The following is a 20652-nucleotide window of genomic DNA, read 5'->3' as shown; positions in this document are numbered from 1 at the left end:
GAAACCTTGGTATTGTTGTCCATGTCGCCGCGGGGAACACCCTCGGCCAGGCGGCAGACACCTAGTCCGGGTGGCGGAATGGCAGACGCGCTAGCTTGAGGTGCTAGTGCCCTTTAACGGGCGTGGGGGTTCAAGTCCCCCCTCGGACACTCTTTGTGGCGATACACGAACGAGGACCTCGACCTGACGGTCGTGGTCCTCGTTGCGTTTTCCTGGCTCGAGGACTCCCCGGGGTGAGGGCCGTCCGAGCGTCCTTGGCGCCGCAGGCGACGGCCGGTGATGTGCCGGCCGTCGCCTGACGGGAGGATTCAGGTTCGCGTGCGTGAGCGACGTGGCGTCAGTTCGATGCGCTGCCCGAGACCCACTCGCTCCACGGCATGTTCCAGTCGCCGAGGCCGTTGTCCGGGGCCACCGTGGTCTTGTCCGCGGAGTTCTTGACGATCACGACGTCACCGGTCATCGAGTTGTCGAAGAACCACGCGGCGGGCTGCTTGCCGTCGCCGGCGTTCCTGACGTCCTTCAGGCCCACGCAGCCGTGGCTGGTGTTGACCTTGCCGAAGACCGAGTCGCCGCCCCAGTAGTTGCCGTGGATGAACGTGCCCGAGGCGGTCAGGCGCATGGCGTGCGGTACGGCCTTGATGTCGTACGAGGGCTTGCCGTTCTTCTCCGTGAGGCCGACGGTCGCACCGTTCATGTGGATCTGCCGGTACTTCTCGGAGATGACCATCTGGCCGTTGTACGTCGGGTGCTCGGCGCTGCCGGACGAGACCGGGATGGTCTTGATCGTCTTGCCGTCCCGTACGACGGACATCTGCTTCGTTCTGGCGTCGACGGTGCTGATCTGGCTCCGGCCGATCTTGAACGTGACCGTCTCCTGGACGCCGTCGAGCCTCATCTTGACGGTGACGGTGGAGCCGGGCTTCCAGTAGTGCTCGGGGCGGAAGTCCAGACGGCTGTTGTTGAGCCAGTGACCGACGATCTGCTCGCCGCTGCTGGAGCTGACCTGGATCTTCGACTTCACGGCGGCCTTGTCGCCGATCGCCTTGTCGAAGTTGAAGGTCACCGGCATGCCCACGCCGACGGTCGAGCCGTTCTCGGGGGAGAGGTGCCCGAGGAAGTCGTTGGCCGGGGAGACCGTGGAGATCGCGGCGTTCTCGGTGGCGGAGCGGCCCTTCGCGTCCTCGGCCTCCGCGGCGACCTGATATCGGGTGGCCTGCTTCAGTGGGCCGTTCGGCTTCCAGGACGTGCCGTCCGCGGACAGAGTGCCCGGAACCTCGGTGCCGGTCGCGACGGCGGTCATGGTCACCTTGGTGAGTCTGCCGTCGCTGACGGTGACGTTCACGGGGTCGTTGATTCCGATGCCGTGGGCTTGGCCGGGCGTGATCTTTATTCGGGCGTCGGAAACGTCCTGGGTGTCCGCCTGATTCGCCTGTGCCTGCGTTTCCGGGTGAGTCCCGGTGTCGTCGGTGGCGGCGTAGCTGGTACCGCCCAGCGCCGTGAGTGCGAGTGCTCCGGCCGTAGCCATCAGCCCGGTGCGTCGCTTGCGTGCGGTGATCAAACGCTTCTCCCATGCCGCTGGTCGTTGAATCCCTGGGGCTGACTGCCAGGTGGGCCATCAGCCCCAAAGAAGCATTTTTGCGCATTAGTCCGTTTTGGTGGGTGGATTGTGGCGGGTCTCACGTGTTGCGCATGCGTCACCGGAACTCCGCTCGGCGGCCGGACGGCACGTGATCGATCCGCTCTCGCCGATCGGCGCAGGCCGTACGGCGACAGGGGGCGAGGGGTCCGGCGTGACTGGCGCCCGGCCCGCCATCAGGCCGCCCGGCCCGCCGTCAGGCCGCCCGGCCCGCCGTCAGGCCGCCGGTCTCGTCATCAGGCCGCCCGGCCGTGGCCTCACCTGTCGGAGATCTCGGAGAGCCATGCCGTGTCCTCCGGGCCAGGCGCTTCGAGGCCGGGTACGGGCAGCCGGCGGACCTCGCCCGTGTGCAGGGCGATCGTGGCCCGTGGCTGCATCGGCCCGTGAACCGAGACGGAGCGCGTCCTGCGCGCCTGGAACAGAGCGGTGGACGCCGGGCTGATGGAGGGTGGCACGAAGACGAAGTACCACTTCGCCCCGGACGGCAAGGTGAGTGTGAGGCGGCACCTCGCGGCACCTCGCGGAGCCGAGCCATGCGCCTCGCGAAGTGGTCGGCGGGCGGCGGGAGTTCATCCATAGTCGTCGAGCAGGGGCCCCACCCTCGTACATGCGCCCGAACCCGACTCGACTCGCGACCGCCGGCTGGTAACTTCGTGTGTTCGGTCGGACACGTTCTGGTGGGGGAAGTCGCCAGGACCGGATGAACAGGTTCAACGACGGTGCATATTTCGCAGGTTCTGGACAAGGTCGACGCCGGAGACATCGCGCTTCCCGAGTTCCAGCGTGGCTATGTCTGGACGCGAGACCAGGTGCGCGGCTTCTTCCAGTCCCTCTATCGCGGATACCCCATCGGTGGCTTCCTGACCTGGAGCACCAAGGCCGACAGTGTGCAGACACGGGGCGGTGACTCGGGCCGGGACGGCTCGATCCACCTGCTGCTCGACGGTCAGCAGCGCGTCACCACTCTCTACGGAATCACCCGCGGCAGAGCTCCGAGCTTCTTCGAGGGCAATGCCTCGGCGCTGACCGGGCTGCACTTCAACCTCCAGACGGAGGCCTTCGAGTTCTACGCCCCGGCGAAGATGAAGGACAACCCGCTCTGGGTGGACGTCACCGCGCTCTTCCGGAGCGGACTGGCCGGCCAGCTCCTCGCCGTGACCCAGCTGGCGAACGGTGACGCCGACCTCCAGGTCGCCTACATCGAACGGCTGAACCGCATCACCCAGATAAAGGATCGCAGTGTCCACATCGACGAGGTGACCGGCGAGGACAAGACCATCGACGTGGTCGTGGAGATCTTCAACCGGGTGAACTCGGGCGGTACCAAACTCTCCAAGGGCGACCTCGCCCTCGCCGCCATCTGCGCGGCCTGGCCGGCTGCCCGGCCGACCATGAACCGGGCGCTCCAGGACTGGTCGGCCGCCGGTTTCGGCTTCAAGCTCGACTGGCTGCTGCGCAACGTCAACGCCGTCATCACCGGTGAGGCACAGTTCTCCAAGCTCGCCGACGTGGATGTGCCGGCGTTCCGGTCGGGACTCGCCGAGACCATCGACTCCGTGTCGTATCTGCTCAACTCGCTCGGCGGACGGCTGGGGCTCGACCACGGCGCCGTTCTCAGCGGCCGCGGCGCCCTCCCGGTGATGAGCCGGCTGCTCCACCGCCACGGGGGATCGTTCCCCGACGCCATGACGCGCGACCGGCTCTTCTACTGGTACGTGCACAGCTTCCTCTGGGGCCGCCACACGGGAGCCACCGAGACCGTCCTCAACCAGGACCTGCAGGCGCTCGACGACGGCGGGGTCGATCAGCTGATCAGCGTGCTGCGGCGCAGCCGCGGCGGCCATCTCGGGGTCGGCCCGGACGACTTCGTCGGATCCAGCATGGGCTCCCGCTTCTACCCGCTCCTCTACATGCTGACGCGGGTGTACGGCGCCCAGGACTTCGTCAGCGGAGTTCCGCTGCGGGACGGGATGCTGGGACGTCTCAGCTCCCTCCAGGTGCACCACATTTTCCCCAAGGCGCTTCTCTACAAGCACGATCACAGCCGGGGAGAGGTGAACGCGGTCGCGAACTTCTGTTTCCTCACCCAGGACACGAACCTGAGGATCGGGGCGAAGGAGCCCGCGGACTATCTGGAGGAGATCGAGTCACGTATGCCGGGGGCGCTGGCGACCCAGTGGATCCCGATGGACCGTGACCTGTGGAAGGTGTCCAACTACCCGGACTTCCTCGCCGCGCGGCGCGCCCTGTTGGCCGGCGCCGCGAACGACTTCCTCCAGAGTCTGCACGACGGCCCCTCCCCCATGGCGTTGGCGGACGTGCGGGAGTCGCTGACCGCGGCCTCGTGCGCGGCCCCGTCCGGCACCGCGAAGGCCGACCCCGCCGACGAGGTCCCCGGTCTCCGCGCGCTGCTGTCCGACGTGCGCGAAGCCGATCTGGCCGAACCGGAGCTGGACAGCGAGGTCAGCGACCCGCGTACCGGCGCCGCCATCACCGTGGCAGCCGCCTTCTGGCCTCAGGGGCTGCGGGCGGAAGGCGGCGTGCCCGTCGTCCTGGTCCCTGACACGACCGAGGAGGAGCAGACGGCCCTCGAAGCCGGTGACTACCGCCTCTTCCACAGCGCGGACGCGCTGCGGGCGTACGTCAGGAATCTGTGCGCCGAACAGTGAGTCCGGGACCCGCGGCCTGAACCGGGCCGCCGGTCGGATCGGCGACAACGCCTCGACGGAGACGGAGCGGGGTGGTCGGGGACACCAGCCTCCTCACCCCGGGATTGCATATCACATACATATCGCGGGTACGACCTCGTCCGTGATGGTCCCCCGGACCCCCAGGTGTCCCGGCTCCGCGGCGCGCGCCCGGGGCGTCGTCGCGTGGGGATGCTCGCCGGTGCGGTCGTGTCCCCGGGGTGGCTCCCGTGGCCGCGACCGCGCGTCGGCGAGCCCGTGCCCGCGAGCCCGTGTTCGCGACGTGATGAGTGGTCTTTCGATACCGACCGGAGTGAGGTAGCCCAGCATGTCGACTCCAGCACCCCGTCTCGCCCAGTCCGTCAACCGCGTTCCCGGCGGGACGGTCATCGACCGGCTCGTGGCGGCCAACCGGGCGTACGCCGCCGACTTCGTGGATCCAGGCATGGGTGCCCGCCCGGTCCAGCGCGTCGCCGTCGTGGCCTGCATGGACGCCCGTATCGACCTTCATGCCGCGCTCGGGCTCCAACTGGGCGACTGTCACACCGTCCGCAACGCCGGCGGTGTCGTCACCGACGACACCATCCGCTCCCTGACGATCAGCCAACGCGCGCTCGGCACCCGCAGCGTCATACTCATCCACCACACGGGCTGCGGCCTGCAGACTCTCACCGAGGACTTCCGGCACGAGCTGGAGATGGAGGTCGGGCAGCGGCCCGCTTGGGCGGTCGAGGCCTTCAGCGACGTCGACCAGGACGTACGGCAGTCGATGCAGCGGGTGCGCACCTCACCGTTCCTGCCGCACACCGACGATGTCCGAGGCTTCGTGTTCGATGTCACGACCGGGCTGTTGCGGGAGATCGACCCGCGAGTCCGAGCTGCCCCGCGAGCCTGAGGCGCCCGCCCTCTTGCCGTCGGTCGGCGTCGGCGGGCGTCCGCGGCAGGAGGGCGTCGTCCCACCCGGGCGTCAGCGCTGCCGGGTGGCCATCGCGGCGATCTGCTTGCAGTAGAAGTCGGTCGTGTTGCTGGTGTGCCGCCGCATGAGCTCCTCGGCGCGCTCCGCGTCGCGGTCGGCGATGGCCTCGATGATCCGCGCGTGCTCGCTCCACGCGTCCGTGCCGCGGGGTTTGGCGATGGGCATGTAGTACCACCGCACCCGCCGGTCGACCTGGGGGATGAGTTCGGCGAGGACGGTGTTCCGGGACAGCTGGGTGATGTGCCCGTGGAGCGCGGCGTTGGCCTCGACGATGGCCCGGGCGCCGCCGGCCGCGAGGGCCGTGAGGCCCGTCCGCTGCAACTCCCACAGACGGGCGACGTCGTGTGCGGTGGCGTGCAGGGCCGCGCCGTGGGCGGAATGGGTCTCCAGGACCGCACGCACACTGAGGAGTTGGGCACACTCCTCCGGTGTGGGGGAGTGGACGAAGGCGCCCTGGGACGGCCGCAGGTCCACCCAGCCGGTGGTGTGGAGCCGCTGAAGGGCTTCCCGGACGGGCTGGCGGCTGACGCCGAGCCGTACGGCGAGGTCCGCCTCGACGAGGTGCTGTCCGGGCGTGAGGGAGCCGTTGATGATCAGCTCGGTCAGCGCGTCGTAGACGGCTTGGCGCAGGGGGGCGGGCCTGGTGATCGGGCCGTGGGCTGCCACGGTGGGCGTGTCGGGCATGGAACCCTCCCCGTCTTCGGACCGCCGACGCCCCGGAGTTGGGCCTCGGGATACGGACTTCAGTATGCAATAACCCCATGGATCTGTGTGCCCCTCGCGGCGAAGTCCGTGGGTGCGCCGTCGCTTCCGGGATTCGGCTCGGCGTTCCTCTGGCGCATCACAGAAGAAGACAACATACTGTATGCAATTCCCGTGGGAGGTCGTTCCCGAGGAGGGGGTCACCCCGTGCCGTACCGCAGTTCTCTCTCGGCCGTCCTGGCCGAAGTCGTCGCGCCCGCAGCCGAAGTGACCGCGCGGGAAGGCAGGTTCCCCCGCTCGGCCGTGACGGCGCTCGGCCGTGCCGGACTGCTCGGGCTCACCGTCTCCCCGGAGTTCGGCGGTGGGGGGCTCGGGCTGCCGGAGGCCGCCGATGTGGTGGCGCGGACATCGCGCGTCTGCCCGGCGACCGCCGCCGTGCTCGCGTCCCACTTCGCCGCGGTCGCCGCTGTCGAATCCTGCGGTGGTTCCTGGGTGCGCGGCGAGGTCGCCGCCGGACGGCACCTCGCCGGCCTCGCCCTGTCCGAGGGGGGACCCGGCCACCAGGAGATGGAGGTCCCGTACGGGATGCCGTCCTCGGCCGCCACGCGCTTCGCCGACGTCGTCGCCCTCCGGGGTCGCAAGCGGCAGGTGGTCGCGGCGGGCGAGGCCGACAGCTACCTCTGGTCCTCCCGGCCGCTCACCGGGCCGGACGGCCTGACGCTGTGGGTGGTTCCGGCGCAGGCCCCGGACCTGTTCGTCCCGGCCAGGCCCGGCGGGGGAGGGCCCAGTGGCAGCGCGACTTCCTCGGTGTGCGCCGATCCGGTCCTGCTTCCCGCCGACGCGATGCTCGGACGGGACGGCGGAGGGCTCGACATCCTGCTGCGGACCGTTCGGCCGTGGCTGCTGGAACTGCGGGCCGCCGGGGGTGCCGACGTCCTCGGCCCCGGTGTCGCGGGCTCCGGTGGGAAGGGGTCCTCCGAGAAGGGTCCCGGAGAGAAGGGTTCCGGTGGCAAGGAGTTCGGTGAACAGGACCTTGGCTCCGGCGTCGGCCGCCGTCCCGTCGACTCTCTCGCGTCGACGTGAAGCCGGCCCGGCGGACGGTGTGACCGGGCGGGCGGCGTGATGAGTCCCGCGCGAGCGCCCGTCCGGTCAGTCCTGGTTCGCCCCGGCGGCGAGCTGCTTGCCGTAGAAGCCCGTGGTGCGCTCGGTGTGCTTGCGCATGACCTCGCCGGCACGGTCCGCGTCACCCTTGGCGATGGCCCTGATCAACTGGGCGTGCTCGTTCCAGGCCTCCTTGCCGCGGGGCCGGGCGATCGGCGTGTAGTACCAGCGCACCTTCTGGCTGACGCCCGCGATCAGTTCGGCCAGTACGGCGTTGTCGGCCACGGAGGTGATGAACGCGTGCAGGGCGGTGTTGGCCGCGACCAGACGCTCGACATCGCTCGCGGCGAGGGCGTCGACACCTTCCTGGTGCAACTCCCAGAGCCGTTCCACGTCCTCGGGCTTCGCGTGCTGGGCGGCGAGCTGGGCCGAGTAGGTCTCGAGGACCGCGCGGACACCGAGGAGTTGGGCGGCCTCCTGCTCGGTGGGGGAGTGGACGAAGGCGCCCTGGGCGGGGCGCAGGTCGACCCAGCCGTCGGTCTGGAGCCGTTGCAGGGCTTCCCGCACGGGCTGGCGGCTGACTCCGAGGTGCTCGGCGAGCTCCGCCTCGACCAGGTGCTGTCCGGGCTTGAGGGAGCCGCTGACGATCAGCTCGGTCAGGGCGTCGTACACGGCCTGACGCAGTGGCGCCGGGCGGGTGACGCGCCGGGACGCGGCGGCCGTGAGTGCCTCACGCATGGGAGCCCCGTTCTGCCACCGGGCCCGCGGGGCCGACGGCTCTGCCGAGTGGTGGCCGCCGAGAGGGTCGCCGACGGCTGCGTCAGCATACAGGTTTTGGTATGCAGGATGGTGGCCGCTTCGGGTGTGATCCAGGCCGGCCGGGGCTGCCGCCCGAGCCGTCCTCCGCCCGTCTTCGAGCAGGTGGCAGGCGTGTACGGCGGTCGGTGGCGTCGGTGGAGCCGGGTCCGTCCGTGCTCGAGGAGCAGTGCAGGGCACTCGCTTCCCCGGCCGCCCGCCCCGTCAATTCCCGCCTCCGTGAAGGGGATTGAGCTCGATTGAGTTCTGTATACAGAAGCCTGTATGGGGTAGTCTCGGTCTCCCGCGAGCATCGCCGGGGACCCCGCGTGACGGAAGGCGGAGCGATCATGACGACCAGCGCGAGTGACGTGACGGTCGAGAGCGTGGTCCGGAGGGTGGCGGCCGGTCATCGGGATCAGCGCGGTGCGCTGCTGCCCGTACTGCACGCCGTACAGGCCGAGTTGGGCCATGTGCCGCACGAGGCGATTCCGGTGCTCGCCGACGAGTTCAACCTCTCCCGGGCGGACGTCCACGGAGTGGTGACCTTCTACCACGACTTCCGCCGCGAACCGGCAGGACGCACCACCGTGCGCATCTGCCGGGCCGAGGCCTGCCAGGCCCTGGGCGCGGACGGTCTGGTGACCTACGCCCGCGAAGCCGGACTGACACTGGGGGAGACCACCGCGGACGATGCCGTGACCGTCGAGCAGGTCTTCTGCCTCGGCAACTGCGCCCTCGGCCCCGCGGTCGAGGTGAACGGCCGGCTGTACGGACGGGTCGGCCCGGCCCGGCTGGGCTCGATCCTCGACGGGACGGTCTCATCGTGAACGACACAGCGCACCCCGTGGCCACGGTCTACGTCCCCCGCGACTCGGCGGCCCGGTCCGTCGGCGCGGACGAGATCGCGGACGCCCTGCAACAGGCGTCCGCCCGTGGTGACTTCGCCCTCGACGTCGTACGCAACGGCTCGCGCGGCATGCTCTGGCTGGAACCCCTCGTCGAGGTGGTGACCCCGCACGGCCGCGTCGGATACGGCCCCGTGACCCCGTCCGACGTCGACGACCTCCTCGCCGCGGGCATGCTCGACGGCGCCGACCATCCACTGCGGCTCGGCGTCGTGGACGAACTGCCGTGGCTGGCCCGCCAGAACCGGGTCACCTTCGCCCGCGTCGGGGTCACCGACCCGCTGTCCGCGGACGACTACCTGGCGCACGGCGGACTCGCGGGGCTGCATGCCGCGCTGAAACGCCCGCCCGCCGACGTGGTCGCCGAGGTCACCGCGTCCGGACTGCGCGGCCGGGGCGGCGCGGGATTCCCCGCCGGCATCAAATGGAAGACGGTGCTCGACTGCGCGGACGAGCTGAAGTTCGTCTGCTGCAACGCCGACGAGGGGGACAGCGGCACCTTCGCGGACCGGATGGTCATGGAGGGCGACCCCTTCATGCTCATCGAGGGCATGACGATCGCCGCGCACGCCGTCGGCGCGAGCGAGGGCTACCTCTACGTCCGCTCGGAGTACCCGGACGCGGTGGCCACCCTGCGCGCCGCGATCGGCGTCGCCCGCGAACACGGCTGGCTCGGCAAAGGCATCCTCGGTTCGACGCTCGACTTCGACCTGCACGTCCGTGTCGGCGCCGGAGCGTACATCTGCGGCGAGGAGACCTCCATGCTGGAGAGCCTGGAGGGCAAACGCGGCACGGTACGCGCCAAGCCGCCGATCCCCGCGATCGAGGGCCTGTTCGGCAGACCGACCGTGGTGAACAACGTCCTCACCCTCGCCACGGTCCCCGTCGTACTCGCGTCCGGCGCGCAGGCCTACCAGGAACTCGGCGTCGACCGCTCACGCGGCACCCAGGTCTTCCAGCTCGGCGGCAACATCGCGCGCGGCGGCATCGTCGAGACCGCGTTCGGCGTCACGCTGCGCGAACTCGTCGAGGACTACGGCGGTGGCACCTTCTCCGGACGCCCGGTGCGCACGGTGCAGGTCGGCGGGCCGCTCGGCGCCTACCTCCCCACGTCGATGTTCGACCTGCCGATGGACTACGAGGCCTTCGCGGCGGCGGGCGCCATGGTCGGCCACGGCGGCGTCGTGGTCTTCGACGACACCGTCGACATGGCCGCGCAGGCCCGCTTCGCGATGGAGTTCTGCGCCGAGGAGTCCTGCGGCAAGTGCACGCCGTGCAGGGTCGGTTCGGTACGCGGCGTCGAGGTGATCGACAAGATCGTGGCCGGTCGGCACCGGGACGAGAACCTGGCGCTGCTGGAAGATCTGTGCGACCTGATGACCGACGGCTCGCTGTGCGCGATGGGCGGGCTGACGCCGATGCCCGTACGGAGCGCCCTCACCCACTTTCCCGACGACTTCCTCGCCCGCGGACCGGGCCGGGACACCGACTCCCGGCAGCCCAGCGGCGCGAGGACGGAGGGCACGGCATGACGCTGCTCAAGGAACCCGACTTCGGAACCCCGGAACGCCCCGGCGAGGCCACGGTGTCGGTCGAGGTGGACGGGCTGGAGGTGACCGTCCCCGAGGGGACGTCCGTGATGCGCGCCGCCGCGCAGGCCGGTATCGACATACCCAGACTGTGCGCCACGGACAGCCTGGAGCCGTTCGGCTCCTGCCGTCTGTGCGTGGTGGAGATCGACGGCAGGCGGGGCACCCCGGCGTCCTGCACCACCCCGGTGGCGGACGGGATGAGGGTGAGCACCCAGACGCCGAAGGTGGAGAAGCTCCGCCAGGGCGTCATGGAGCTGTACATCTCCGACCACCCGCTCGACTGTCTGACCTGCCCGGCCAACGGCGACTGCGAACTGCAGGACATGGCGGGCGTGGTGGGCCTGCGGCAGGTGCGGTACGGCTACGAGGGCGAGAACCACCTCGACGCCGAGAAGGACACGTCCAACCCGTACTTCGACTTCGACCCCTCCAAGTGCATCGCCTGCTCCCGCTGCGTGCGTGCCTGCGGCGAGGTGCAGGGCACCTTCGCGCTGACCATCGAGGGGCGCGGCTTCGACTCCAAGGTCTCGCCCGGCGCCGCCGAGTCGTTCATGGACTCCGAGTGCGTCTCCTGCGGGGCCTGCGTCCAGGCCTGCCCGACCTCCACGCTCCAGGAGAAGTCGGTGGTCGAACTCGGCATGCCGACCCGGTCGGTGGTCACCACCTGCGCCTACTGCGGGGTCGGCTGCTCCTTCAAGGCCGAACTGCGCGGCGACGAACTCGTGCGGATGGTGCCGTACAAGGACGGCGGCGCGAACGAGGGCCACTCCTGTGTGAAGGGCCGTTTCGCCTTCGGCTACGCCACCCACCCCGACCGGATGCTCAGGCCCATGGTCCGCGACAGGATCACCGATCCCTGGCGCGAGGTCGAGTGGGACGAGGCGATCGGCACGGTCGCCCGGCGGATGCGGGACATCCAGGCTCGGTACGGGCCGAGTTCGATCGGCGCGATCTCCTCGTCGCGCTGCACCAACGAAGAGGTCTACGTCGTCCAGAAGATGGTGCGCGCCGCCTTCGGCAACAACAACGTGGACACCTGCGCCCGCGTCTGCCACTCCCCGACGGGATACGGACTCAAGCAGACCTTCGGCGAGTCGGCCGGCACCCAGGACTTCCGTTCCGTCGCGGAGGCCGACGTCATCATGGTGATCGGGGCCAACCCCACCGACGGGCACCCGGTGTTCGCCTCGCGCATGAAGCGACGCCTGCGCGAGGGAGCGGAGTTGATCGTCGTCGACCCGCGCCGCATCGACCTGGTGCGCTCACCGCACATCGAGGCCGCGCACCACCTCCAGCTACGGCCCAGCACCAACGTCGCCGTGGTCAACGCCATGGCGCACGTGGTCGTCACCGAGGGCCTGGTCGACCGCTCCTTCGTGGACCGCAGGTGCGAAGGGTTCGACGCATGGGCGGAGTTCGTCGCCCTTCCCGAGAACAGCCCGGAGGCCACCGAGGAGATCAGCGGGATACCCGCCGGTCAACTCCGGGCCGCCGCCCGGCTGTACGCGAACGCACCGAACGGGGCCATCTACTACGGCCTCGGCGTCACCGAGCACAGCCAGGGCTCGACCATGGTCATGGGAATGGCCAACCTCGCCATGGCGTGCGGCAACATCGGCCGCGACGGCGTCGGGGTCAACCCGCTGCGCGGGCAGAACAACGTTCAGGGCTCCTGCGACATGGGCTCCTTCCCGCACGAACTGCCCGGCTACCGGCATGTCTCCGACGACGCCGTGCGCGAGGTGTTCGAGAACCTGTGGGGCGGCACCCTCCTCGCCGAGCCCGGCCTGCGCATCCCCAACATGTTCGACGCCGCGATCGACGGCACCTTCCGCGGTCTGTTCGTGCACGGCGAGGACATCGCCCAGTCCGACCCCAACCTCCAGCACGTCACCGCCGCGCTCGAAGCGATGGAACTCGTCGTCGTGCAGGACCTGTTCCTCAACGAGACGGCCAAGTTCGCACACGTCTTCCTGCCCGGAGCGTCCTTCCTGGAGAAGGACGGCACGTTCACCAACGCCGAGCGCCGGATCAACCGGGTGCGCGCGGTGATGAAGCCGAGGACGGGCAAGCACGAGTGGCAGATCGTGTGCGAGATCGCCACCGCCATGGGCTACCCGATGGCGTACGACCATCCGAGCCGGATCATGGAGGAGATCGCCTCCGTCACCCCGACGTTCACCGGCGTCTCCTTCGACGTCCTCGACAAGCTGGGCAGCGTGCAGTGGCCGTGCAACGCCTCGGCCCCCGAGGGGACACCCGTGATGCACGTGGACGAATTCGTGCGCGGCAAGGGAAGGTTCGTCGTCACCGCGTACGTGCCGACCAACGAACGCAGCACCCGGCGCTTCCCGTTGGTGCTCACCACCGGGCGCATCCTCAGCCAGTACAACGTGGGCGCGCAGACCCGGCGTACCGGCAATGTCGCCTGGCATCCCGAGGACATCCTGGAGCTGCATCCGCACGACGCCGAGGTGCGCGGCATCACCGACGGCGCGCTCGTGACACTGGCCAGCCGGGTCGGGCGGACGACGCTGCGGGCGGAGATCTCCGACCGGATGCCGGCCGGCGTCGTCTACACCACGTTCCACCACCCCGTGACCGGCGCCAACGTGGTGACCACCGAGAACTCGGACTGGGCGACCAACTGCCCCGAGTACAAGGTGACCGCCGTACAGGTCGGTCTCGTCCATCCGCTCGGACACGGCGACGAGGAGCCGGAGCGGGCCCGGGACGGAGAGCCGGAGCCGGCCGGGGACGACGTACTCACGGCGGTGGACTGAGATGACGGAGAGCGTGCCGCCGGAGCGCCGGATGGCGAACGACATCGCCGTGAACCTCGGGCACCTGCCGGGGGAATCGGCCGCCGAGGCGATCGCGGGTCACATCGGCCGGTTCTGGGACCCCCGCATGCGCTCCCGGCTCCTCGCGCACGTCGACGCCGGCGCCGACGGGCTGCACCCGCTGGTGATCGCGGCCGTACGGCTCCTTCGCTGAGCGAGGCCGTGCACGAACGGAGGCGGGACACGGCCGGCTCGGTAGGCTCTGGATGATCACGGGGCAGCCGGCCGGTCCGTCCGCGGTGCCGGTGGGCGGCGCGAGCGAGAGAGGAGCCGTTCATGCTGTTCCGGCAGCTCGAGTACTTCGTGGCGGTGGCCAGGGAGCGGCACTTCGCGCGGGCCGCGGAGTCCTGCTACGTCTCGCAGCCCGCGCTCTCGGCGGCGATCGCCAAGCTGGAGCGGGAGTTGAACGTCACCCTCATCAACCGCGGGCACAACTACCAGGGCCTCACACCCGAAGGCGAACGGCTCGTCGTGTGGGCCAAGCGGATCCTCGCCGAGCAGGACGCGTTCAAGGCCGAGGTGGCCGCCGTGCAGTCGGGCATCACCGGGACGCTCCGGCTCGGGACGGACCCGACGGCCTCGACGACGCTGGCGATGCCGGTGGCCGCGTTCTGCGCGGCGCACCCGCTGGCCAAGGTGCAGGTCCGCTCCCGGCTGTCGACGAAGGAACTCCACCGCCAGTTGCGCGACTTCGAGCTGGACGTGGCCATCGCCCACTTCGATCCGGGCGACCAGGAGGGCCTTCAGGTGGTCCCCCTGTACCAGGAGAGGTACATGCTGCTGGTCTCCGACGACCAGCTGATCTCCCAGACCACCACCATGACGTGGGCGGACGCGGCGCAGCTGCCGCTCGCGCTGCTCACCCCCGACATGCGGATCCGCCAGATCATCGACGGCGTCTTCGCGGACAAGGGCTTCGTGGTGACACCGCAGGTGGAGACGGACTCCATCGCCGCGCTCTACGCGCATGTCGGCGGCGGCGACTGGGCGAGCATCGTGCCGCACACCTGGCTGCGCGCGATGCCGGTGATCGGCCGGACCCGCGCGCTGCCGCTCGTCGACCCGGAGGCGGGCGCGCAGGTCTCGGTGGCGATCCACGCGGCCACCCCCGGCTCCGTCGCGGCCCGGGCCTTCGTCAACGCGGCCACGGGCCTGGCGCTGGACGACTTCTTCGGGCAGCCGCTGCCGAGCGACCATCGCGTGCGCTGAGCCGGCGGACGACGCGGGAGCCGCCGCGGTCAGCGCACGTACCGGGCCTCCACCGCGAGCCGGTCGAGACCGCCCTTGGCGGTGTGCGGCAGCGCGGCGACGAGCTCCAGCCGGTCGGGCACCTCGCAGGCGGCCAGCCGGTCTCGGCAGTACCGCAGGATCTCCTCCGGTCCGACGGTCTCGCCCGCGCGGACGGCCACGGCGGCGCCGACGCGCTGCCCGTACACCGGATCGGGTACGGCGAACACGGCCGCCTCGGCGACCCCGGGACATCCGGCGAGGATGTCCTCGACCCGCTCGGGGGAGACCTTCTCGCCGCCCCGGTTGATGATGTTGTCGATCCGTCCCGTGAGCGAGAGATAGCCGTCCCCGTCCAGGGACCCCAGATCGCCGGTGCGCAGCCAGCCGCCCGCGAAACCGCGCGCCGTCCGCTCCGGCTCGGCGAGATAGCCGCGGGCGACCGTGGGCCCGCGCAGCCACACCTCGCCCTGGACGCCGGCCGGGCACGGCCGCCCGTTCCGGTCGGCCACCCGCACGTCCACCCCGGTCGGCAGGCCGACCGACCCGTGCTTGAGGACGCCGTGCTGGGGCAGCGGCTCACTGGTCGCCTGGTGCGTGGACTCGGTCATGCCGTACGCCGAGAGCAGCGGCGCGCCGAACGCGCGCTCCAGGGCCCGCTGTGTGGCCGGGTTCAGCGGGGCGCTGGAACTGCGCACGAAACGCAGGGGCGGCCCGTGCGGGACCGGGTGCTCGGACTCCGCCCGGTCGAGCAGGATCTCGTGCACGGTCGGGACCGCGGTGAACCAGGTGGCGCCCGCGGCCCGCATGTCGTCCCGGAACGTCCGCGCGGAGAACCGCCCGCCCGCGGGCAGCAGCACGCAGCCCCCGCCGGCCAGGGACGCCAGCAGCGCCGCGAACAGCCCGTGCCCGTGGAAGAACGGCATCACCGCCACCGTCGCGTCGTCGGGCCCGAGCGTGTAGCCGGCGCAGATGCCCCGTACGGACGCGGCGACGTTGGCGTGCGTCAGCGGGACCATCCTGGCGCGGGCCGTGGTCCCGGCGGTGTACAGGACCAGGGCGTCGCCCGGTGTCAATTCCTCCGCCGCTCCGCGTACTTGACGCGCCCGTGGGCCGGTGTCGAGGACGACCGCCGCCGTTCCGGCCCGGGAGACGTCCACGCGAAGGGGCCAGGCGGGAACCCCCACGGGGACGACCGGCGGGCCGCCGGCCGCGGGCCGACCGACCAGGACCGCCGGTGCGCCGAGCGCGTCGAGCCGGGCGGACAGCTCCGGTCCCGGCAGCGCGGGGTCCAGCGGCGCGACCACCAGACCGGCCCGTGCCGCCCCCAGCAACGCGACGACGAACTCGGCGGTGTTGGCACCGATCAGCCCGATCGCGGCACCCCGACGCAGCCCGGTGGCGCCGAGCCGCGCGGCCACGTCGTCGGCCAGCGCGGCGAGCGCCCGGTACGAGAGATGCACCCGGTCGGCGGTGACGATCAGGGCCCGGGCGTACGGGCGTTCACGCACCTGCCGGTCCAGGAGACCGGCGAGTCCCGTGACCTCAGGGGTCCGGTAGCCGTCGGTGCCGCGCACCGATCCCGCGGCCCGAACGGTCATGACCGCACCTCCTCACACCAGGTCCGATGAAGCGCCGACCGCCAGGGACGGCCGTCCACCGCTTCGGCGAAGCGGTCCTCTGCGAGCCTGCGGCGGCGCCCGGTGCGCGTCCAATACGTACTGGCGAACGGCCGATAGCAGCTGTCTATCAAGGGAGTTGCGAGGCCTGGACCTGCCGTCGATAGACGCTGCTTATCGGCTGGTCGCCGATGGGTCTTGGACGCGGACGATCGGGCTCTGGATGGTGGGAGAAGCAGCCGCACCGGCAGGATCTGCCCAAGGAGGACCTCGGACCATGACCGCCCCCTCGACACTGGAGACCGCGGCGAACGCCGACGCGACCGAGCTCACCGACGGGTACCACCTGGTCGTCGACGCCCTGAGGATGAACGACGTCGACACCATCTACGGGGTCGTCGGCATTCCGATCACCGACCTGGCCCGCCTCGCGCAGGCGCGGGGCATCCGTTACATCGGCTTCCGGCACGAGAGCAACGCGGGACACGCGGCGGCGGCGGCCGGCTACCTCACGAAGAAGCCCGGCATCTGCCTGACCGTGTCCGCTCCGGGCTTCCTGAACGGGCTGGTCGCGCTGGCGAACGCCACCACCAACTGCTTCCCCATGGTCCAGATCTCCGGCTCCAGCGAACGGCACCTGGTCGACCTCAGGCAGGGCGACTACGAGGAGATGGACCAGCTCGCCGCCGCGCAGCCGTTCTGCAAGGCCGCCTACCGCGTGAGCCGCGTGGAGGACATCGGCCGGGGCATCGCCCGCGCGCTGCGCACCGCGGTCTCCGGGCGCCCCGGCGGTGTGTATCTCGACATCCCCGCCGCGGTGCTCGGCTCCATCATGGACGCGGAGGCGGGCGCGAGGACGCTCAGCCGCCTCGTCGACCCCGCGCCGCGCCAGCTGCCGGGGCCCGAGGCCGTCGACCGTGCCATCGAGCTTCTCGCGGGCGCCGAACGGCCGTTGGTGGTGCTCGGCAAGGGCGCCGCGTACGCGCAGGCCGACGACCGCGTCCGCGAGTTCGTCGAGTCCACCGGCATCCCCTACATCCCGATGTCGATGGCCAAGGGCCTGCTGCCCGACGACCACCCGCAGTCGGCCGCCACCGCCCGTTCGCTGGCCCTGAGGAAGGCCGACGTCGTGATGCTCGTCGGCGCCCGCCTCAACTGGCTGCTGAACCACGGCGAGGCACCGCAATGGAACCCCGACGCCCGGTTCATCCAGGTGGACATCGAGGCCAGGGAGATGGACAGCAACCAGCCCATCGCGGCCCCGCTCGTCGGAGACATCGAGTCGGTGCTCGACGCGATCGCCGAGCGGGCCAAGCCCGGCCGGATCGCGGCGCCCGCCGCCTGGCGCGAGGAACTGGCCGCGCGTTCCGCGCAGAACGTGGCGAAGATGGCGGAGCGGCTCAAGGCCGACCCGCACCCCATGCAGTTCATGGGCGCTCTGAAGGCCGTGCGGGACGTCGTGCACGAGCGCCCGGAGACGTACATCGTCAACGAGGGCGCGAACGCGCTGGACATCGCCCGGAACGTGATCGACATGCGGGTGCCGCGGCACCGCCTCGACAGCGGCACCTGGGGTGTCATGGGCATCGGCATGGGCTACGCGATCGCCGCCGCCGTCGAGAGCGGTTCCCCGGTCGTGGCCGTCGAGGGCGACAGCGCCTTCGGGTTCAGCGGCATGGAGCTGGAGACGATCTGCCGCTACGGCCTGCCCGTGGTGACGGTCATCATGAACAACGGCGGTGTCTACCGCGGCGACGACGTCAATCCCCTCGGTGACGCGCCCTCGCCGACCACCCTGATGCTCGCGGCCCGCCACGACCGGATGATCGAGGCGTTCGGCGGCAAGGGTTACCGCGCGACCACGCCCGCCGAGGTCACCGCCGCCCTCACCGAGGCGCTGGCCTCCGGCGGCCCGGCGCTCATCGACTGCGTGATCGACCCCGCCGCGGGGACCGAGAGCGGGCACATCGCGCACCTGAACCCGAAGGGCATCACCGGCGGCACCATCACGCCGGCCCGGAAGTGAGCCCCGAACTCCCCTCCCGCACGGCCGACTTCCGCACCGAGAACATTCACGAGAAGGAATCCACCATGAGTGAAAAGCCGCTCGCCGGAATCAAGGTGATCGACTTCACCGGCGTCCAGGCCGGGCCCGCGTGCACGCAGCTGCTCGCCTGGTTCGGCGCCGACGTCATCAAGGTCGAGCGCGTCGCCGGAGGAGATGTGACGCGCCGTCAACTCCGGGACATCCCCGACCTCGACGCCCTCTACTTCACCATGCTGAACAGCAACAAGCGGTCCCTGGCCATCAACACCAAGTCCCCCGAGGGCAAGGAGGTCATGGAGAGGCTGATCCGCGAGGCCGACCTCCTGGTCGAGAACTTCGCGCCGGGTGCCATGGACCGCATGGGCCTCGGCTGGGACCACATCCACGCGCTCAACCCACGACTGATCTTCGGCTCCGTCAAGGGCTTCAACGACGACTCCCAGTGGAACGACCTCAAGGTCTACGAGAACGTCGCCCAGGCCGCCGGCGGTGCCGCGTCCACCACCGGGTTCTGGGACGGACCGCCCACCATCAGCGGCTCGGCGCTCGGCGACAGCAACAGCGGTATGCACCTGATGATCGGCCTGCTCACGGCGATCATCCAGCGCAACGCGACCGGGCTCGGCCAGAAGGTCTCGGTGTCCATGCAGGACGCCGTGCTCAATCTGACCCGGGTCAAGCTGCGCGACCAGCAGCGCCTGGAGCGCGTCGGCTACCTGGAGGAGTACCCGCAGTACCCGAACGGGGAGTTCGGCGACGCGGTGCCGCGCGGGGGCAACGCCGGCGGCGGCGGACAGCCCGGCTGGATCCTGAAGTGCAAGGGCTGGGAGACCGACCCCAACGCCTACATCTACTTCACGGTCCAGGAGCAGAACTGGGTCCGCACCTGCGAGGCCATCGGCCGGCCGGAGTGGGCCGAGGACCCGGAGTACGACACCGCCCTGGCCCGTCAGCCGCACATCATGGACATCTTCGGCGAGATCGAGAAGTGGCTCGCGGACAAGACCAAGTACGAGGCGGTCGACATCCTGCGCACCTTCGAGGTGCCGTGCGCGCCGGTGCTCAGCATGAAGGAGCTCGCCGAGGACCCCGACATGCGCAAGAGCGGCACGATCGTCGAGGTCGAGCAGAAGGAGCGCGGCACCTATCTGACGGTGGGCAGCCCGATCAAGTTCTCCGGATTCAAGCCCGAGATCACCGGCGCGCCGCTGCTCGGCGAGCACACCGACGAAGTGCTCGCCGACCTCGGCTACGACGCGGACGCCATCCGCAGGCTGCACGAGGGGAAGGTCGTCGCCTGACCCCGACGCCCAACCGCCTGGCACACCCGAGTGCCCGCATACCCGAGTGCCCCGCGAACGGCAGCCGTTCACGGGGCACTCGGGCGCAGGAGTGGCACTCAGTCGGCGAGGGAGCGCCGGGCACCCCCCTCGTTTCACCAGATCAAGCCGGTCACGAGATCACGAGATCAAGCCGGTCACGAGATCACGACGGTCACACCGTCGCGCGGTCGGCGCCGGCCTCGGACCGCCGCCGCATCATCTCCCGCTCCCGGGCGCGCCGCGCGGTGACGTCCCGGATGACGGCCCCGACGTACGGGGCGCCGTCGCTCCCGGCCAGCAGCACCACGCTGAACTCGATGGACAGGGTCCGGCCGTCCGCCGCCAGCGCGGGAACCGTCAGGAGGTCAGCCTCGCCGTACTTGGTGGCGCCCTTCTCCACGGCGGTGCGGAAGCCCTCCCCATGACGTCGGCGGTGCTTCTCCGGGATGATGACGTCCAGGCTGCGGCCGTCCGCCTCGGCCGCGGAGAACCCGAAGATGCGCTCGGCGCCCCGGTTCCAGTAGCGGATCAGGTTGTCACCGTCGACGATCACTATTCCGTCGGGTGCCTGGGCGGCCATGCCCAGGATCACTTCGGGATCGAGCTTGTCCATGTCGCCTCCGAGCCGGGGCCAGTGGTGCCGACAGTATACAGAATCCCGTTCTGGAGATCCCTTGTGTGCGGGGGCTGTTGGAGCCGGGGAGGGGCGGTGCACGGGCCTCTGGTGATCGCGCGCCGCGCGTGGGATGGTCTCGCGGTGACCGATACCGCTGCAGGACAGACCGCGTCGGGACGGCCCGACGACCGCACGGCGTCCGTTCTGCGCTTCGCTACGGAGCTCGTGGCCTGGGTGGCCACCCCCTGGGCCCTGTCCGGCCACTCGTGGCTGCTCGCCGTGCTCTCGGTGGTGGTGCTGATCGGTCTGCCGACCGTGTTCGCCACACCGGGGGACAAGAGCAACGTCCTTGTCCCGGTACCTGGTTGGGCGACCGTGCTGTTGGTTCTGCTGCAACTCGTCGCGGCGGTGGTGTGCTCGTGGCTGGCCTGGCCCGGCTGGGCGGCGGGCCCGGTCACCCTGCTGGCCGCCGCCACGTGCGTCACCGAGCGTCGGCGCTGGCAGTGGCTGTGCCGCACCGGGTCCGCCCGGCCGATCACCTGAATGCGACCGGGGCGGCGACGCGACGGCCGGGTGGCACC

General features: G+C 70.5%; 17 protein-coding genes and 1 tRNA gene. 12 read left to right on the top strand and 6 right to left on the bottom strand.

Annotated elements, in window-relative coordinates; all coding sequences use genetic code 11:
- The first annotated feature begins 64 nt into the window (after positions 1 to 64).
- A tRNA-Leu gene (locus tag OOK38_RS01460) sits at positions 65 to 149 on the top strand.
- A gap of 188 nt (positions 150 to 337) precedes the next feature.
- On the opposite strand, the gene OOK38_RS01455 is transcribed toward OOK38_RS01460, so the two are convergent.
- Together OOK38_RS01455 and OOK38_RS01450 are read right to left on the bottom strand one after the other, a co-directional pair.
- Positions 338 to 1558 (bottom strand): Ig-like domain-containing protein, encoded by a 1221-nt coding sequence (locus OOK38_RS01455; RefSeq protein WP_266848033.1) that lies wholly within the window; start codon positions 1556 to 1558, stop codon positions 338 to 340.
- 335 nt (positions 1559 to 1893) lie between these two features.
- Positions 1894 to 2091, bottom strand: coding sequence for a hypothetical protein (locus OOK38_RS01450; RefSeq protein WP_266848031.1), 198 nt, complete (start codon positions 2089 to 2091; stop codon positions 1894 to 1896).
- A gap of 264 nt (positions 2092 to 2355) precedes the next feature.
- Between OOK38_RS01450 and OOK38_RS01445 the strand changes: the two genes are divergently transcribed.
- Both OOK38_RS01445 and OOK38_RS01440 read left to right on the top strand, forming a co-directional pair.
- On the top strand, positions 2356 to 4305 hold the full coding sequence (locus OOK38_RS01445; protein ID WP_266848029.1) for a DUF262 domain-containing protein: 1950 nt from the start codon (positions 2356 to 2358) through the stop codon (positions 4303 to 4305).
- Positions 4306 to 4651: 346 nt separating this feature from the next.
- Positions 4652 to 5218, top strand: a complete 567-nt coding sequence (locus OOK38_RS01440; RefSeq protein WP_266763907.1) for a carbonic anhydrase — start codon at positions 4652 to 4654, stop codon at positions 5216 to 5218.
- A 72-nt stretch (positions 5219 to 5290) separates the two neighbouring features.
- On the opposite strand, the gene OOK38_RS01435 is transcribed toward OOK38_RS01440, so the two are convergent.
- Positions 5291 to 5983 carry a GntR family transcriptional regulator gene (locus OOK38_RS01435; RefSeq protein ID WP_266763908.1) on the bottom strand — a complete coding sequence of 231 codons (693 nt, stop codon included), beginning with the start codon at positions 5981 to 5983 and terminating at the stop codon, positions 5291 to 5293.
- Positions 5984 to 6208: 225 nt separating this feature from the next.
- On the opposite strand from OOK38_RS01435, the gene OOK38_RS01430 reads away from it, so the two are divergent.
- Positions 6209 to 7084 (top strand): acyl-CoA dehydrogenase family protein, encoded by an 876-nt coding sequence (locus OOK38_RS01430; RefSeq protein ID WP_266848027.1) that lies wholly within the window; start codon positions 6209 to 6211, stop codon positions 7082 to 7084.
- 66 nt (positions 7085 to 7150) lie between these two features.
- Here OOK38_RS01430 and OOK38_RS01425 read toward each other — a convergent pair whose 3' ends face one another.
- On the bottom strand, positions 7151 to 7840 hold the full coding sequence (locus OOK38_RS01425; protein ID WP_266763910.1) for a GntR family transcriptional regulator: 690 nt from the start codon (positions 7838 to 7840) through the stop codon (positions 7151 to 7153).
- A gap of 407 nt (positions 7841 to 8247) precedes the next feature.
- Between OOK38_RS01425 and OOK38_RS01420 the strand changes: the two genes are divergently transcribed.
- The 5 genes from OOK38_RS01420 to OOK38_RS01400 all read left to right on the top strand — a co-directional run bounded on the left by OOK38_RS01420 (position 8248) and on the right by OOK38_RS01400 (position 14449).
- The gene (locus OOK38_RS01420) at positions 8248 to 8727 is read left to right on the top strand and encodes an NAD(P)H-dependent oxidoreductase subunit E (RefSeq protein WP_266848025.1); all 480 of its coding nucleotides are present in this window, start codon (positions 8248 to 8250) and stop codon (positions 8725 to 8727) included.
- Positions 8724 to 10337 (top strand): NADH-quinone oxidoreductase subunit NuoF, encoded by a 1614-nt coding sequence (locus OOK38_RS01415; RefSeq protein ID WP_266848023.1) that lies wholly within the window; start codon positions 8724 to 8726, stop codon positions 10335 to 10337. The genes OOK38_RS01420 and OOK38_RS01415 overlap by 4 nt, the downstream gene beginning before the upstream one ends.
- Positions 10334 to 13180, top strand: a complete 2847-nt coding sequence (gene fdhF, locus OOK38_RS01410) for a formate dehydrogenase subunit alpha (protein WP_266848021.1) — start codon at positions 10334 to 10336, stop codon at positions 13178 to 13180. Before OOK38_RS01415 ends, fdhF begins: the two co-directional genes overlap by 4 nt.
- Before the next feature lies 1 nt (position 13181).
- Positions 13182 to 13394, top strand: a complete 213-nt coding sequence (locus OOK38_RS01405) for a formate dehydrogenase subunit delta (RefSeq protein ID WP_266763914.1) — start codon at positions 13182 to 13184, stop codon at positions 13392 to 13394.
- A gap of 122 nt (positions 13395 to 13516) precedes the next feature.
- The gene (locus tag OOK38_RS01400) at positions 13517 to 14449 is read left to right on the top strand and encodes a LysR family transcriptional regulator (protein WP_266763915.1); all 933 of its coding nucleotides are present in this window, start codon (positions 13517 to 13519) and stop codon (positions 14447 to 14449) included.
- Between the two features lie 29 nt (positions 14450 to 14478).
- Here OOK38_RS01400 and OOK38_RS01395 read toward each other — a convergent pair whose 3' ends face one another.
- Positions 14479 to 16068 carry a FadD7 family fatty acid--CoA ligase gene (locus OOK38_RS01395; RefSeq protein WP_266763916.1) on the bottom strand — a complete coding sequence of 530 codons (1590 nt, stop codon included), beginning with the start codon at positions 16066 to 16068 and terminating at the stop codon, positions 14479 to 14481.
- A 295-nt stretch (positions 16069 to 16363) separates the two neighbouring features.
- On the opposite strand from OOK38_RS01395, the gene oxc reads away from it, so the two are divergent.
- Positions 16364 to 18112, top strand: coding sequence for an oxalyl-CoA decarboxylase (gene oxc / locus OOK38_RS01390; RefSeq protein WP_266763917.1), 1749 nt, complete (start codon positions 16364 to 16366; stop codon positions 18110 to 18112).
- A gap of 65 nt (positions 18113 to 18177) precedes the next feature.
- A complete protein-coding gene (frc, locus tag OOK38_RS01385) occupies positions 18178 to 19434 on the top strand; it encodes a formyl-CoA transferase (protein ID WP_266763918.1) in 1257 nt (418 codons plus the stop codon).
- Between the two features lie 193 nt (positions 19435 to 19627).
- Here the strand turns inward: frc and OOK38_RS01380 are convergent, their stop codons facing one another.
- Complete coding sequence (locus OOK38_RS01380; RefSeq protein ID WP_266763919.1) at positions 19628 to 20068, bottom strand: PAS domain S-box protein; 441 nt, start codon at positions 20066 to 20068, stop codon at positions 19628 to 19630.
- 144 nt (positions 20069 to 20212) lie between these two features.
- Here OOK38_RS01380 and OOK38_RS01375 point away from each other — a divergent pair, with 144 nt between their 5' ends.
- Positions 20213 to 20614, top strand: coding sequence for a hypothetical protein (locus tag OOK38_RS01375; protein WP_266763920.1), 402 nt, complete (start codon positions 20213 to 20215; stop codon positions 20612 to 20614).
- The last annotated feature ends 38 nt before the right edge of the window (positions 20615 to 20652 follow it).

Origin of the sequence: Streptomyces sp. NBC_00568 (genome assembly GCF_026341855.1) — a bacterium.
Taxonomy (GTDB): domain Bacteria; phylum Actinomycetota; class Actinomycetes; order Streptomycetales; family Streptomycetaceae; genus Streptomyces.
The sequence above is the reverse complement of the archived record's forward strand: the minus strand, read 5'-3'. Positions and strand labels throughout refer to the sequence as shown.